At 73.8% G+C, this 14494-nt stretch carries 12 protein-coding genes and 2 pseudogenes; 9 read left to right on the forward strand and 5 right to left on the reverse strand.

Annotated features, from left to right (window positions below):
* Positions 1-87: 87 nt before the first annotated feature.
* A complete protein-coding gene (locus AMK31_RS29940) occupies positions 88-864 on the reverse strand; it encodes an NPP1 family protein (protein ID WP_073943820.1) in 777 nt (258 codons plus the stop codon).
* Positions 865-999: 135 nt separating this feature from the next.
* Positions 1000-1998 (reverse strand): ATP-dependent DNA ligase, encoded by a 999-nt coding sequence (locus tag AMK31_RS29945; RefSeq protein WP_073943821.1) that lies wholly within the window; start codon positions 1996-1998, stop codon positions 1000-1002.
* Positions 1999-2192: 194 nt separating this feature from the next.
* Between AMK31_RS29945 and AMK31_RS29950 the strand changes: the two genes are divergently transcribed.
* Both AMK31_RS29950 and AMK31_RS29955 read left to right on the forward strand, forming a co-directional pair.
* Positions 2193-2846 carry a TetR/AcrR family transcriptional regulator gene (locus tag AMK31_RS29950; RefSeq protein WP_073943955.1) on the forward strand — a complete coding sequence of 218 codons (654 nt, stop codon included), beginning with the start codon at positions 2193-2195 and terminating at the stop codon, positions 2844-2846.
* A gap of 41 nt (positions 2847-2887) precedes the next feature.
* Positions 2888-3088, forward strand: a complete 201-nt coding sequence (locus AMK31_RS29955) for a ferredoxin (RefSeq protein ID WP_073943822.1) — start codon at positions 2888-2890, stop codon at positions 3086-3088.
* Between the two features lie 56 nt (positions 3089-3144).
* On the opposite strand, the pseudogene AMK31_RS29960 reads toward AMK31_RS29955, so the two are convergent.
* Positions 3145-4152: pseudogene (locus tag AMK31_RS29960) on the reverse strand (Vgb family protein).
* A 130-nt stretch (positions 4153-4282) separates the two neighbouring features.
* Here AMK31_RS29960 and AMK31_RS29965 point away from each other — a divergent pair.
* Positions 4283-4789: a MarR family winged helix-turn-helix transcriptional regulator gene (locus AMK31_RS29965; protein ID WP_073943823.1), complete on the forward strand. Its 507-nt coding sequence runs from the start codon at positions 4283-4285 to the stop codon at positions 4787-4789.
* A gap of 1003 nt (positions 4790-5792) precedes the next feature.
* On the opposite strand, the gene AMK31_RS29970 is transcribed toward AMK31_RS29965, so the two are convergent.
* Positions 5793-6896, reverse strand: a complete 1104-nt coding sequence (locus AMK31_RS29970) for an MFS transporter (RefSeq protein ID WP_073943956.1) — start codon at positions 6894-6896, stop codon at positions 5793-5795.
* Positions 6897-7013: 117 nt separating this feature from the next.
* Here AMK31_RS29970 and AMK31_RS29975 point away from each other — a divergent pair, with 117 nt between their 5' ends.
* The 3 genes from AMK31_RS29975 to AMK31_RS29985 all read left to right on the forward strand — a co-directional run bounded on the left by AMK31_RS29975 (position 7014) and on the right by AMK31_RS29985 (position 8758).
* A complete protein-coding gene (locus tag AMK31_RS29975) occupies positions 7014-7838 on the forward strand; it encodes an AraC family transcriptional regulator (protein ID WP_079186985.1) in 825 nt (274 codons plus the stop codon).
* Between the two features lie 75 nt (positions 7839-7913).
* Positions 7914-8294 carry a DoxX family protein gene (locus AMK31_RS29980; RefSeq protein ID WP_073943824.1) on the forward strand — a complete coding sequence of 127 codons (381 nt, stop codon included), beginning with the start codon at positions 7914-7916 and terminating at the stop codon, positions 8292-8294.
* Positions 8291-8758, forward strand: a complete 468-nt coding sequence (locus AMK31_RS29985; protein ID WP_073943825.1) for a peroxiredoxin — start codon at positions 8291-8293, stop codon at positions 8756-8758. Before AMK31_RS29980 ends, AMK31_RS29985 begins: the two co-directional genes overlap by 4 nt.
* Positions 8759-8896: 138 nt before the next feature.
* On the opposite strand, the pseudogene AMK31_RS29990 reads toward AMK31_RS29985, so the two are convergent.
* A pseudogene (locus AMK31_RS29990) lies at positions 8897-9142 on the reverse strand (DNA polymerase ligase N-terminal domain-containing protein); the annotation flags it as partial.
* A 168-nt stretch (positions 9143-9310) separates the two neighbouring features.
* On the opposite strand from AMK31_RS29990, the gene AMK31_RS29995 reads away from it, so the two are divergent.
* The 3 genes from AMK31_RS29995 to AMK31_RS30005 all read left to right on the forward strand — a co-directional run bounded on the left by AMK31_RS29995 (position 9311) and on the right by AMK31_RS30005 (position 14431).
* Positions 9311-10375: a LacI family DNA-binding transcriptional regulator gene (locus tag AMK31_RS29995; RefSeq protein ID WP_073943826.1), complete on the forward strand. Its 1065-nt coding sequence runs from the start codon at positions 9311-9313 to the stop codon at positions 10373-10375.
* A gap of 148 nt (positions 10376-10523) precedes the next feature.
* Complete coding sequence (locus AMK31_RS30000) at positions 10524-10958, forward strand: hypothetical protein (protein ID WP_073943827.1); 435 nt, start codon at positions 10524-10526, stop codon at positions 10956-10958.
* The gene (locus AMK31_RS30005; RefSeq protein ID WP_143204269.1) at positions 10955-14431 is read left to right on the forward strand and encodes a tetratricopeptide repeat protein; all 3477 of its coding nucleotides are present in this window, start codon (positions 10955-10957) and stop codon (positions 14429-14431) included. Before AMK31_RS30000 ends, AMK31_RS30005 begins: the two co-directional genes overlap by 4 nt.
* Positions 14432-14494: the final 63 nt, after the last annotated feature.

Raw genomic sequence — 14494 nt, forward strand, 5'->3', positions numbered from 1 at the left:
GGCCCCGGGGAGGACCCACGGCACCGCGCGGGTCCTAGGTCCCGGGGCCGACCGGCGAACCGGCCAGGGGGTGGTTGGGTGTCTCCCCTAGGCGTAGGGGTCGAAGGCGATCCCCGACGGCTTCGCCGATGCCAGGTGGCCGGCGAAGGAGGCGTCCTTGAGGCCGAAGTGGGCGCTGCCGAAGTCGTGGGCGCTCAGCTTGTCCCGGATGCCCGCCGGGTAGCCGTTCCAGCCGACGAGGGCCGGGTACTGCCAGGTGCCCTTGTGGTTCTCCGGCGGCTCGTCGTTGGAGTTGGCGAGCCGGAAGCAGTGCGTGCTGATGCCGTCCTTGTGGTAGACGACCTTGGCGTGGGTGCCCTCGAAGCGCACCCCGGACGCGGCGGTCACGGTGAACGAGCCGTGGTTCGAGGTCGACACGTACCGCACCTGGCCGTCCCGCACCCACACCGCGACATGCTCCCAGTCGTGCCGGTGGCCGCCGAGGCTGCTGCCGGGGAGGGCCTGGTCCTTCTCGAAGTACAGGCCGTACAGGTAGGCGCACCAGCCGTTGTTGCACTTGTAGCGGGAGTAGCTGTTGGTGTTGTCCAGGTCGGAGGCGTCCCGGCAGTTGCCGTTGAGGGCGCCGGTCGGGTTCAGCCCGCCGTTGACCGTGCCGTCGGCGCTGATCGCGGGCGTGGCGTAACAGCCGTCCGTGTCGTAGTCGAACGCGGGCTGGTACGTCCGCTCGGCGGCCTCCGCGTTGGCCGGCAGGGCCGGTGGCGGGGCGGCGAAGGCGGTGGCCGGGAAGGCGACGACGAGGGCGGCGGCCCCGGCGAGGCCGGTGAGCCATCTCCTGCGGTGCGATACGGACTTCTGTGACGACACTGCGTCCTCCTCCGGAATCCGGGCGCAGCCCAACGGCTGTGGGGGGAAAGGCAGTTCAGGATCCCCGGAAACACCGTCCGAGCCAAGAGGCGCAGATGTCCCGCCCGTGAACAGCCGGCAGAATCCGACGCGCCGTCAGACTCCGGGAGCGGGCGGGCCGGACGACTCCGGCAGGTCGGCCGCGGACTCCTCCGGAGTGAGGTCGGGCCGCAGCCGCAGCCACGACGGCTGACGCAGCAGACCGGCCCGGGTCCGGGTGCTGTAGCGCACCTCGCCGACCAGCCGGGGCAGCACCCAGTGCGCGCCCGGCGCCGACGGCCGCGGCCGGAACGGGCAGACGTCGGTGGCGAGGCCGGCCAGCAGCGCGGCCAGCTCGGTCCGCTCGGCCTCACTCCAGCCGGTGCCCACGCTGCCCACGTAGCGGAGCAGCCCGGCGGCGCGCTGACCGACCAGCACGGCGCCCGGCAGCCCGGTCAGCCGCCCTTTGCCGGGCAGCCAGCCACCCACGATGACGTCCTCGCCGACCATGTTGCGGATCTTGATCCAGGCCCGGGACCGCGTCCCCGGCTCGTAGACGGAGTCGAGCCGTTTGCAGACCAGCCCCTCCAGCCCGTGCTCGCGGGTGGCCCGCAGCGCCTGCTCGCCGTGCCCGAACAGCGCGCCCGGCGTCGACCAGTACGGCCCCCGCAGCTCCAGTTCGAGCAGTCGCGCGCGCCGCTCGGTGTACGGCCGCGCGATCAGGGAGCGGCCCGCCAGGTGCATCACGTCGAACAGCACGAGGTGGACGGGAACCTGGGCCGCCCGGCGCGCCGCCCGGGCGGGCGCGTGGGCCAGGCCCATCCGGGACTGGAGCAACTGGAAGTCGGCGCGCCCCTGTTCGTCCAGGGCCAGCACCTCGCCGTCGAGGACCGCGGGCGTGCCGCCGAGCGCGCCGCCCAGGGCGTGCAGCTCGGGGTACGCGGCGGTGATCTCCTCCCCGGAGCGGGCGCGCAGCACCACACCGCCGTCCCCGGCGAGGTACACCACCACCCGCTGGCCGTCCTGCTTGGTCTCGTACGCCCACCGCGCGTCCTGGGCGGCGGGCGGCAGGGTGCCGGGGGTGGCGAGCATGGGCGCGATCAGCGGGAGGGTCACGGCTTGAGATGTCGACGCCGCCCGGGACCGTCACGCGTGCCGGGCGACGGTTTCCCCTGAACGGCGCCGCCCGCACCCGGCGGCGTGTTTGCGTAGGCTTCCGTCACTGGAACGGCCGCCCCGGCGGCCGAGCCGCGACGACTCGAGGGACTGGCCGTCGGCGGGCTGAGCGAAGTCCCGGTGCGGTGGTGACCATGGCGGGCAGGGCGTCGGTGCGGGCCCAGCAGGTGAGCGAGACCCGGGAACAGATCCTGACCGCGGCGGAACGGCTGTTCGCCGAACGCGGCGTGTACGCCGTCTCCAACCGCCAGGTCAGCGAAGCCGCCGGCCAGGGCAACAACGCCGCCGTCGGCTACCACTTCGGCACCAAGGCCGACCTGGTCCGCGCCATCGCCCGCAAGCACACCACCCGGATGGAGGAGATCCGCGCCCGGATGCTCGCCGACACCGGCGACTCGGCCGACGTACGCGACTGGGTGGCCTGCCTGGTACGGCCGGTCACGGAGCATCTGGCGAGACTCGGCAGCCCCACCTGGTACGCGCGGTTCGGCGCCCAGGTGATGACCGACCCCGCCCTGCACCGGATCATGGTCGAGGAGTCGCTGTCCTCACCGGCGCTGCGGCAGGTCGTCGAGGGACTGCGCCGCTGCCTGCCCGACCTGCCCGCCGAGGTGGGCGCCGAACGCGCCGCCATGGCCCGCCAGCTGATCGCGCACACCTGCGCCGAACGGGAGCGGGCCCTCGCCGAGCACACCCCCACGCCGCGCGCCGACTGGCATGACGCGGCGACCGGACTGATCGACGCTATCGTCGGTATGTGGCTGGCGCCGGTGACCCACGGGCGCTGACCCGCGGGGGGTGACCGACCATCCGTCCCGGAAGGACGAGCATGAAGGTGACCGTCGACGACAGCCGCTGCTGCGGGTCCGGACAGTGCGTGCTGCTGGCACCCGAAGTCTTCGACCAGCGAGAGGACGACGCCACCGTCGTCCTCCTGGACGCCACACCACCGGACGGGCTGCACGCCGCGGTCCGCGATGCCGCCGCCATGTGCCCGAGTGAGGTGATCACGGTCGACGACGAGGCGTGAGACGCCCTGGACACCGGCGCCCCCCGGACGTGACGGGGGCGCCGGTGTCCGGTGGCTCAGCCGGCCAGGCGGATACCGGTCAGCAGGTCCTCACCGCCCGCGCCCGCGCCGGACTTGTCGACCACGTACGCGGTGCCGTCGGCGATCTCCACGTGGTTCGGGTTGGCGCCGGTCGCGACGGTCGCCTCGACGGTGCCCGTCCGCGGGTCGACGACCGTCACGTCGGCGGCGGTCCGGTTGACGACCACGATGTCGCCGGAACGGGCGTCGGTCCCGACCGACAGCGCGCCCGCGCCGGTGGTGACGGTCCTGGTCACCTGTCCCGTCCTGAGGTCGACGACCGACACGGTGCCGGACGTCTGCTCGGCGGTGTAGGCGACCTTGCCGTTCTTCGACAGCGACACCGAGATCGGGCCGTCGCCCACGGTGATGAACCGCGGGGTGTCGGACTTGCGGCCCAGTTCGATCAGCCGGTCGCCGTTGAGGTCGGCGGCGTAGACCGTGCCGGTGCGCTCGTCGACCGCGAGGCCGGTCGGGCTGCTGCCCTCGACGGTGACGCGGCGCTTCTCCTCGAAGGTCTTCGAGTCGTAGGCGACCAGGGTCGCGCGGACTCGAAGGCGGACGCCCACACGGTGTCGTGCTTCTCGTCGACGACGATCTCCCGGGCGTGGGCCACGTCCGGCAGCGTCGCCAGGTGCGCGCCGTCCTTCCGGCTGTAGACGGCGACGATGTTGTCGCGGGTGGTTGGTCACCCACACGGTGTTGTGCTCGTCGTCCACCGCGACGCCGTAGACCGCCTCCTTGGCACCGGTGGTCCCGTCGGTGACCGGCGGGGTGATGGTCTGCTCGACGGCGAGGGTGTCCGGGTCGACCTTCAACAGGCTGCTGGAGGTGACCGGCGGACGGCCCACGGCGACGGTGACCCAGAGCGCGTCGTTGCGCTCCGAGTACGCCGACTGGTAGAGGCCGCGCACGAGCGGCGCGGTCGTCACGGCCGGCTCGCCGCTCTTCGCCGCCACGGCGGTACCGGACAGGACCACGGTGCCGCAGGCGGCGAGCGCCACGGCGGTCGCGGCCGCGACGGTGGTGTGGCCTGGCTGCTGCGCGGGGAGCGCAGTTCGGGGCGCGTCTGACCACGCGAGGACTGCGAGGCCGCTTACTTGAGTTAGGCAATGAGATGGTAAAGTCGGATGCATGCCCACACCGCCGTTCCCCGACGTCCCCGCGTCCCCCGAAGTGGCCGAGATCGAGCGGGCGTTGAGCCGCATCACCTACCTCGGCACCCGTGCCCGGCAGCACGACCGGCTGATGGCCGTCGCCGACGTGCCGCTGGACCGTGCCGCCGTGGCGCTGCTGCGCCAGATCGCGGACAGCGAGCCGCAGCGCCCGGGGGAACTGGCCCAGCGGCTCGGCGTGGAGGCCTCCCACGTCACCCGCACCGCGCAGCAACTGGAGAAGGCCGGATACGTCACCCGCGTCCCCGACCCCGACGACCGGCGCGCCCAACGCATCCGCCTCACCGACGCCGGCCGCCAGGCCATCGACCGGGTCCGCCAGGCCGGGGCACGCGGCATGCAGGCCGCCCTCGCCGACTGGTCCCCGGAGGAACTGCGCCAACTCGCCACGCTCTTCCACCGCATGGTCGACGACTTCCTCGCGCACGCGGCGGAGGAGGAGGGGGAGCCGAGGGCTTCGGCGTGAGGGGTGTTGCCGGGGGTGTTGCGCTGGGGGCGTTGTACTGGGGGTGTGCAGCCGGGGGGCGGATTGCTGGGGGCGGGGCCGGGGTGTGGCACTGCTTGGGCTGGCGCCTCGGCTGAGCGGCGGTCTTGTCGCGGCGGGTTCGTGGCGCGGTGCGCCGCCGCCTGACTCGTCACGCGCTGGGGGCTGCTGGGCGGGCGTCTTGTCGTGGCGGGCCCGAGCCGCAGGCGATCGCTTAACCCGCCCGTCGCGCAGCAGTTGCCGGGTGGCTGCTCGCTGCTGAGAGGGCTGAGTCGCGGGTGACCACTTGTCTCGTCACCCGTTCGGCGCTGCCGCGCGGGCGTCTTGTCGTGGTGGGGGCTGAGCTGCGGGTGATCGTCTGGTCTGCCGGTCGGGCAGGGCTTGCCGGGTGGCTTCCCGTGGCGGGAGGGCTGAGCCGCGGGTGCCCGCCGTTTCCACTCGGCGGGCCGAGCGCGGGGCGGTGCTTGTCCTGCCGGCCGCGCGAGTCTGGCCGCGCGGCCCCCTGTTGTTGAGTGGCCTGAGCCGCGGGTGCCCGCCGTTTCCTCGGGCTGGGCCCGAGTGCGGGGCAGTGCTTGTCCTGGCCGTCGTGCGAGTCTTGCCGCGCGGTCGTCCGCTGGCGGGAGGCCTGTGCCGCAGGTGCCCGGCGTCTCCTTGCGGTGGACCCGCATGCGGGGGGCAGTGCTTGTCCTGGCCGTCGTGCGAGTCTTGCCGCGCGGTCGTCCGCTGGCGGGAGGCCTGAGCCGCGGGTGCCCGCCGTTTCCTCGGGCTGGGCCCGAGTGCGGGGGCGGTGCTTGTCCTGGCCGTCGTGCGAGTCTTGCCGCGCGGCCCCCGCTGTTGAGTGGCCTGAGCCGCAGGTGCCCGCCGTCTCCTCGCGGCGGGCCCGTGTGTAAGGCGCGCAGCGCCTGACCCGCCCGCCGCGCAAGCCGTGCCGCGCAGGCCACCCGCCGCTGAGCGGGCCCGCAGCATGGGCCCCCGAGCCGCCCCCTCAGGGCTCCCGCAACCCCCGTAGCAGCAGTCCGCCCACGGCGGGCAGCAGTACGAGCGGGAGCAGTGCGGTCCGCAGGGACGTCGCGTCGGCCAGGGTGCCCAGGGCCGGTGCGGTGAGGCCGCCGATGCTCACCGTCAGGCCCAGGGTGACGCCGCTCGCGGTGCCCATCCGGCCCGGCAGGTAGTCCTGGCCGAGCGTGATGTGCAGGGCGAACGGCACGTACAGTCCGGCCGAGGCCAGTGCGACAAACCCGTACACCGCCGGGCCGGGCGCCAGCACCACCCCCGCCACGGCGAGCACGGTCAGCGCGTACGAGCGCCGGACCACCGCCAGCCGCCCGTACCGCTCGGCGAGCCGCGCCCCCACCATCGTGCCCACCGCGCCCCCGGCGTACAGCACGAACAGGGCGGCCGTGCCGGCGGCTTCGCCGCCGCCGGTGCGCTGGCGGACGTACAGCGCGACGAAGGTGCTCAGCCCCACGAACACGATCGAGCGGCACACCACCGCGCCGGACAGCCGCAGGAACGACGGCCAGTCGTCGCGACCGCCGCCCACCCGCCCGTCACCCGCCCCCTGCGGCCGGGCCCGCACGGCACGGACCGCCGCCGCACAGAACAGCGCCCCCAGCAGTGCCGGAACCGCCAGCAGGGGAGTGGCCCCCAGGCCGCCCGTGGCGACGACCACCCCCACCAGCGGCGGCGCGAGCGCGAAGCCGCCGTTGCCGCCCAGGGAGAACCAGCCCATCGCCGTGTGGCTGCCCCGCGCCGCGAGCCGCGCCACGCGCGCCGCCTCCGGGTGGTAGGCGGCGACGCCCACACCGGAGAGCGCGACCGCCGCCAGGGTGAGGGCGTAGGAGTCGCCGAGGCCGCTGAGGGCGACCCCGGCGCCGCCCGCGAGCACGGCGAGCGGGAGCAGCCACGGCATCGCCCACCGGTCGGTGAGCGCCCCGAACAGCGGCTGCACCACGGACGACAGCAGCGAGGCGGCCAGGACGACGCCCGAGGCGGCGGCATAGGTGTAGGCGCGCTCGGCGACGAAGTACGGCACCAGCGCCGCGACGGCGCCCTGGTACACGTCCACGCAGGCGTGGCCCAGGGACATCAGCATGATCGGGCGGGAACGCGCACGCGGCGAGGACCGCCGCTCGGTCTGTTGTTCGGTCACCGTGCGATCGTCATGCCCCCGCACCCTGTCGCGCTTTCGATAAACTGCCCGATCATGCCGGATACCCGCCATGCGGTCCGCCGGACCACCCGCCAGACCCCCGACGTCCGCCAGACCCCCGACGTCCGCCAGACCCCCGCTGTCCGCCACACGCCGAAGGCCCCGACCCGCGCCCAGCGCCTGGCCGCGGGCGACCGCATCGACGCGCACCGGCACGACGAGCACCAGATCGTCTACGCGGGCTCCGGCGTCCTCGCCGTCACCACCGACGCCGGGATCTGGTTCGCCCCCGGCACCCGCGCCATCTGGGTCCCGGCGGGCACCGTCCACGCCCATCGCGCCCACGGCCACCTGGAGCTGCACCTGGTCGGACTGCCCGCCGACGACAACCCCCTCGGCCTGGACGCGCCCACGGTCCTCACCGTCGGCCCGCTGCTGCGCGAGCTGATCCGCGCCTACACGCGCGACCCCGAGGACACCGGGCCCGAGCGCCGCCGGCTGCTCGCCGTCCTGCGCGACCAGCTGCGCGCCTCGCCGCAACAGCCCCTGGTCCTGCCCACCCCCGCCGACCCGCGCCTGGCCGCCGTCTGCGCCCTGGTGCACGCCGACCCCGCCGAGCCCCGCACCCTCGCCGACCTCGGCGCCGCGACCGGTACCGGCGAACGCACCCTCAGCCGGCTGTTCCGCGGCGAGTTCGGCATGACCTTTCCCCAGTGGCGCACCCAGTCCCGGCTCTACCACGCTCTGCGGATGCTCGCCGACGGTCTGCCCGTCACCACCGTCGCCCACCGCTGCGGCTGGTCCTCGGCGAGCGCCTTCATCGACGTCTTCCGTCGCTCCTTCGGCTGCACGCCCGGCACTCACCAGCGCGGGGACTGAGAGCCGTCGGGGCGGCGCCGCCCGACGCGTTACCGTCGGGTAGCATCCGGCGGCAGCCCCCACCGAGGAGGAACCGTGTCACGGTCCGCACGCTCGCCCCTGCTGCTCGCCGGCCTCCTGGCCACCGCGGGCGCCGCCCACTTCGCCGCACCACGCCAGTTCGACGCGATCGTCCCGCGCGCCCTGCCCGGTGAGCCGAGGACGTGGACGCACGTCAGCGGAGCCGTCGAACTCGCGCTCGCCGCCGGCCTCGCGCTGCCCAGGACCCGCAGGACCGCCGCGCTCGCCACGGCCGCCTTCTTCGTCGGCGTGTTCCCCGCGAACGTCAAGATGGCCGTCGACTGGCGGCACCGCCCCGCCCCGCAGAAGGCCGCCGCCTACGGACGGCTGCCGCTGCAACTGCCCCTCGTCCTGTGGGCCCGCAGCGTCGCGAAGAACGCGCAGGGGGTGTCGTGAGCGCCCGTGTCGACGTCGGCGACCAGGTCGAGGACTTCTCCCTGCCAGACGAGAACGGCGTCACCCGCAGCCTCACCGAACTCCTCGCCGAGGGGCCGGTGGTGCTGTTCTTCTACCCCGCCGCCCTCACCCCCGGCTGCACGGCCGAGGCCTGCCACTTCCGTGACCTGGCCGCCGAGTTCGCCGCCGTCGGCGCCCGCCCGGTCGGCGTCAGCGGCGATCCCGTGGAGCGCCAGCAGGAGTTCTCGGGCAAGCACACCCTCGGCATCCCGCTGCTGTCCGACGCCGACGGCGCGGTCCGCGAACGCTTCGGCGTGAAGCGCGGATTCAGCCTCGCCCCGACCAAGCGCGTCACGTTCGTGATCGGGCAGGACCGCACGGTCCTGGAGGTCGTCCGCAGCGAACTGCGGATGAACACCCACGCCGACCGCGCCCTCGCCGCCCTCCGCGCCCACCGCGCCTGAACTCCGTGCCGACGACGGGAGGGGCGGCGCGACACTGAGGGGCGTGCTGCCGCGTGGCGAAGCGTTCACCGAGACGAGGACGCCCGCCGCCCCCACCCGCCACACCCCGTCCACCTGCCCCTGCGCCGACCGAACCCGTCAGGACTCCTCGCGCGCCACCTGCGCGAGCGTACGGCCGCTGCGCACCGACCGTGCCCGCCGCGGATCCGGTGTGCCGCGCCCGTGTGACCGGCCCGCCTTCACGAGCAGCCACGCGTGCTCGTCACCGCCGCGGAACCGGGTCAGCGCGTACTCGCCGTGCAGCTTCGACCCCTTCAGCCGGAACGAGGCGTGCCCGCGCTCGATCGACTTCCCGAATTCGACGGGCCGCCCTTGGCGGTCGTGGCGGTACACCCGCAGCCGGTCCTCCCGCTCCGCCACCGGGCACTCCTTCCACCTGCGCCTGAACCCGTCCGCCGAGTGCCCGCACGGCCGGACGCGCACCGCGCGGTCGCCGTTAGGCTGAGCAGTGATCAACCGTACGGGTGGGGGAAGCAGAGGACAGCGGACGGCATGACGAGCGCCGAGGACAAGCACACGACGGGACCCGGACGTCCCACGTCACGGGACGTCGCCCGGCTCGCAGGCGTGTCGCACACCGCCGTCTCCTTCGTCTTCAACGGCCGCGCCGCGGGCAACCTCTCTCCCGCCACCCAGGAACGCATCCGGCAGGCCGCCGCCCAGCTCGGCTACCGCCCCGACCCCGTCGCCCGCGGCCTGCGCCGCCGCCGTACGGCCGTGATCGGGCTGGTCACCGACGAGATCGCGTCATCGCCGTTCGCGGGCCGGCTGCTGCGCGGCGCGATGGAGACCGCCTGGGACAGCGAACACCTGGTGCTCACCATCGACTCCGGCGGCGACCCGGCCAAGGAGGACGCCGCCGTCGCCGAACTCCTCGACCGGCGGGTGGACGGCATCATCTACGCCGCCATGTCCCTGCGCCGCGTCCGTGTCCCCGAGGGACTGCACCGCACCCACTCCGTGCTCGCCAACTGCCTGCCCGAGGACGACTCGCTGCCCGCCGTCGTCCCCGCCGAGCGGGCCGGCGGCCGTACGGCGGCCCGGCTGCTGCTCGACCAGGGGCACCGCAGGATCGCCCACGTCGGGGGCATGGACGACATCGCGTCGGTGGAGCGGCTGCGCGGCTTCCGCGACGCGCTGCGCGCCGAGGGGATCACCGTCCCCAAGGAGTGGGTGGTACGCACCGGCGGCGAGATCGCCGGCGGCCACGAAGGCGCCGTGCGGCTGCTCGACGGAGCCGACCCGGCACGCCGCCCCACCGGGATCTTCGCCTACAACGACCGGGTCGCGGCGGGCGTCCTGCACGCCGCGACCCGGCTCGGCATCGCCGTCCCCGGCGATCTCTCCGTGGTCGGCTACGACGACCAGGAGCACATGGCCGCCTTCCTCACCCCGGCGCTCACCACGGTCGCCCTGCCGCACCGCGAGATGGGCGAGACCGCCACCCGCCTCCTCCTGGACGCCATCACCACCGGCCGCACCCCACCCGCCACGGTCCGCCGCCTGGCCTGCCCGGTGGTGAGCCGGGCGTCGGTGGGCCGGGCCCCCGCGCTCTGACCGTCCTGCCACGCAGGTGGTCCCGGCCCGCTGCCGAAGTGCCGGGCGACGCTGACCGTGCATCGCCGGAACCGCTGCCTACCTGCCGGTAGAGCGCTACGGTCGCAGTCCGGTCGGCACGAGCCGACAATGGCGTGAGGGGGGCGGCATGCTGGCGGAGGGATTGACGGCCCTGGCGGCGGCGGGTGGTACCGCGGTGGTGCAGGCGGCCGGTACCGATGCGTGGGCGACGCTGCGCGATCGGGTGGCCGGCTGGTTCGGACGGGGGGACGCGGCGCGAGAGCGCGACGAGCTGGAGCGACTGGAGGCCACTGCGGATGAACTGACCGCAGCCGAGGGCGGCGCCGACGCGGAACGGCTGAGGGCCCATCAGGAGCAGGCCTGGCAGGCCCGATTCGCCATGATGCTGGAAAGCCTGCGGGAGCAGGAGCGGGCACGGGCCGCCGCGGAGCTGCGGGACCTGGTCGGGCCTGCCGCTGCCGAGGAGAGCGGAGGGACGGTGACCGGCACCTTCCACGGGCCCACCGTCGTACAGACCGGACACCACAACCGGCAGGATGTACGCTTCGGCACCGGGTCATGACGAGGCCCGCTCCTGGCACGGGCGACAGCGAGGGAGTGCGCGACGGCACCTTCCACGGACCGACCGCGATTCAGACCGGGGCTTACAGCACGCAGCAGGTCCAGTTCGTCTACCAGTGGAAGCCGGCGTACCGGATCGAGTCCTTCCCCGCAGGCCCCCGGCCGGTGCGGTCTCGCGTGCCGGCCGAGCAGCCCTCCCGGCTGCTGCGAGCCGTGCACCAGGTGGTGCCGTTCACCGGCCGCCACGACGACCTCCAGGAGTTGTCCCAATGGCGTGACGACCTGGAGGAGACGCTGGCCGTGCGGCTCGTCCACGGCCCCGGCGGGCAGGGCAAGACCCGTCTGGCGGCGCACTTCGCGGAGTTGAGCCGCCAGGCCCGGTGGACGGTGTGGCAGGCATCGGTCAACGGAGCCGACACCGATCCCCCGCAGACCTCACCGGCCCCCGGAACCGACGCGGGGGTGCTGCTGGTCGTGGACTACGCCGAACGCTGGCCCATCCCCGACCTGCGCACCCTGCTGCGTGAACCGCTCCTGTCCCGCGGCTCCGCACCGGTGCGCGTCCTGCTCCTGGCCCGGCCGGCCGGAGCCTGGTGGGACGGCCTGGCCACCTGGGTCGACGAGACCCTCGACGCCCCGGCCCACGCCCACCCCTTGCGGCCCTTGGCCGACACCCCGCAGGCCCGTCACGACCTGTTCGGGCAGGCCCGCGATCGCTTCGCCCACCACCTGAGCCTGCCCGTCGAGCAAGCGCGTCGGATCACCGCACCTTCCGCGCTGGACACCGACGAGGACTACGCCCAGATCCTGACCATCCACATCGCCGCCCTGGCGGCCGTCGACGCGCGCCTCCATGACGACCGCACCCCTACGAATCCCGCGCGCGCCTCGGCCTACCTCCTGAAACGCGAACGCGCCCACTGGGCGGCCCTGCACGAGCGAGCAGTCGACCCCCTGGGCGCCACGCCCACCACGATGGGCCGGACCGTGCTCACCGCCACCCTCACCGGCGCCATCGCCCGCCCCCACGGCTGGACGGCGCTGCGCCGCATCGGTCTGGCCGACTCCACCGAGGCCGCGAACTCCCTCCTGGACGACCACCAGTACTGCTACCCGCCGACCCGTCGCGACACGGTGCTGGAACCGCTCTACCCCGACCGCCTCGGCGAGGATTTCCTCGGCCTGACCATCCCCGACCCCGACGGCAGCAACGACCCCCCGCCCGGCACGGTCACCGACGACTGGGCTCACCAGGCTGCCCAACGCCTGCTCGCCGACTCCGACTCCGCCCCCTGGGTCCGCAACGTGCTGACCGTCCTCATCGAGACCGCCGGCCGCTGGCCGCACATCGCCAGCGGCCAGCTCTATCCCCTGCTGGAACGGAACCCCCGGCTCGCCCTGGAGGCCGGTGGCACGGCCCTCGCGGCCCTGGCCGGCCTCGACGGGGTGATCACCGTCCTGGAGGCGATCGAACCCCACCTTCCCTCGGGCCCGCACAGCGAGCTCGACCTGGGCGTCGCGGCCGTCGTCCGGCGCCTGGCCCACCAACGCCTCGCCGCCACTCAGGACCCCGTCTGGCACGCTCGTCTGCGGGACCGCCTCGCGGAACGCCTGTCCTACGCCGGCCTGCGAGACGAAGCCCTCACCGCGGGCCGGGAGGCGTTGTCGGCATGGCGTGAGCTGACGCGCACGAACCCGTCGTACGAAGCGGACCTCGCGTTCTCGCTGTCCCATCTCGGGCACTACCTGTCAGAGGTGGGACGGCGGGAGGAGGCGCTTGCCGCCGCCGAGGAGGCCGCGGACATCCGGTACCGGCTGGCCAAGGCCGACCCGGCGGCCTACGAGTGGGACGTCGCCCTGTCGCTGTCCAACCTCGGTGTCTCCCTGGCGGAGGTGGGGCGGTGGGACAACGCTGTGATCGCCAGCGAGGGAGCCGTCGAGGTCTACCGCCGACTGGCTCGCGACGATCCGGCCAAGTACCGACCGGACCTCGCTCGCCTGCTGTCCAACCATGGCGTCTTCCTGTCGAAGGTGGGGCGGCGCGAGGAAGCTCTCTCCGCCGCCGAGGAGGCCGTCGAGATCTGGCGCCCCTTGGCCGGGTCCCGCCCGGCCGCCCACGAACCCGGGCTCGGCGACGCGCTGACCAACCTCGGCGTCCGGCTGTCGGAAGCCGGGCAGCGGGATGCGGCCGTGATCGCCGCCGAAGAGGCCGTCGGGCTCTACCGGCTGTTGGCCAGGACCAACCCGGCGGCCCATGAGCCGGGCCTCGCTCGTTCACTGACCAATCTCGGCGACCCGTTGTCGGACGTGGGACGGCGGGAGGAGGCGCTTGCCGCCGCCGAGGAGGCCGTCGAGGTCTACCGTCGGCTGGCCGGGGACAATCCGGCTGCCTACGAGCAGGATCTCGCGTCCGCGCTGGGCAATCTGGGCACCCGGCTCTCGGAGGCGGGCCTGTGGGAGGAGGCGCTGACCAGCACAAGGGAAGCGGTCGGGCTGTGGCATCGGCTGGCCGACGCCGATCCGGCCAGGTACGAGCCCGAACTCGCCGACGCCCTGGCCAACCTCGGCATCGACCTGCGGGAAGTCGGTCGGCGGGAGGAGTCCGTGATCGTCACCGCGGTGACGATGCAGTTGCGGCGTCAGCTGGCCGACGCCCATCCGGCCAGATTCGAGCCCGACCTCGCCACCTCCCTCTCCGAACTCGGCGTAGAGCTCTGGGAGATGGGACGGCAGGAGGAGTCCATGGTCTGCATCACGGAGGCGGTGGAGCTGCGGCGCCGGCTGGCCGACTCCGAGCCGGCCAGGTTCGAGCCCGGCCTCGCTCTCTCGCTGTCCCGGCTCGCCTTCTGTCTGCGGGACATGGGACGGCAGGAGGAGGCACTTTCCGCCGCCGAGGAGGCCGTCGCGATCTATCGCCGGCTGTCAGGGCGCGATCCGGTGACTTACGAGCCGGACCTCGCTCTCTCCTTGTCCAGCCTGGGCGTCGACTTGGGGGCGGCGGGGCGCGTGGATGAGGCGCTTGCTGTCGCGGGAGAAGCCGTGGAGATCCGGAGGCGGCTGGCCGGTTCCGACCCGGCGGCCCACGAGCCGGGCCTCGCGCTGGCGCTGTCCGGCCTCGGCACCGATCTGTGCGAAGCGGGGCGGCGGGAGGAGGCCCTTGACACCACCGAGGAGGCTCTGGGCATCTGGCGCCGGTTGGCCGATGCCGATCCGGCGGCCCATGAGGCATCCCTCGCCAGATCCCTGTGGTCGTTGGCGTGGGTGCGACTCGAAGCGGACACCGGTCTGCCGCGGGCACTGGACGCGGTGGGGGAGGCGTTGCTCATCCTCGGAAGACTCGCCACCGATGATCCCGGAGCATTCGGCGGCGATCTCGTCGGAGCCACCGAGACGTGGGCCGACGTCTTGGAGGCGATGGGCCGTACCGAAGTGTCAGCGGACATCCGCCGCGTGCTGGACGAGCACTCGGAGTAGGGCATCGGGCGAGCCGAGGAACGGCGGGCAGGGTTTCTCACCCGCCCGCTCAGCCCGCCCGTT

The sequence above is a fragment of the Streptomyces sp. TSRI0107 genome (assembly GCF_001905845.1).
Lineage (GTDB): Bacteria > Actinomycetota > Actinomycetes > Streptomycetales > Streptomycetaceae > Streptomyces.

What these genes read in the sequence shown, in the direction of transcription:
- AMK31_RS30005 (WP_143204269.1), top strand. Translation starts at nt 10,955, where the DNA reads ATGACGAGGCCCGCTCCTGGCACGGGCGACAGCGAGGGAGTGCGCGAC.
- AMK31_RS29965 (WP_073943823.1), top strand. Translation starts at nt 4,283, where the DNA reads ATGCCCACACCGCCGTTCCCCGACGTCCCCGCGTCCCCCGAAGTGGCC.
- AMK31_RS29955 (WP_073943822.1), top strand. Translation starts at nt 2,888, where the DNA reads ATGAAGGTGACCGTCGACGACAGCCGCTGCTGCGGGTCCGGACAGTGC.
- AMK31_RS29970 (WP_073943956.1), bottom strand. Translation starts at nt 6,896, where the DNA reads ATGTCCCTGGGCCACGCCTGCGTGGACGTGTACCAGGGCGCCGTCGCG.
- AMK31_RS30000 (WP_073943827.1), top strand. Translation starts at nt 10,524, where the DNA reads ATGCTGGCGGAGGGATTGACGGCCCTGGCGGCGGCGGGTGGTACCGCG.
- AMK31_RS29975 (WP_079186985.1), top strand. Translation starts at nt 7,014, where the DNA reads ATGCCGGATACCCGCCATGCGGTCCGCCGGACCACCCGCCAGACCCCC.
- AMK31_RS29995 (WP_073943826.1), top strand. Translation starts at nt 9,311, where the DNA reads ATGACGAGCGCCGAGGACAAGCACACGACGGGACCCGGACGTCCCACG.
- AMK31_RS29950 (WP_073943955.1), top strand. Translation starts at nt 2,193, where the DNA reads ATGGCGGGCAGGGCGTCGGTGCGGGCCCAGCAGGTGAGCGAGACCCGG.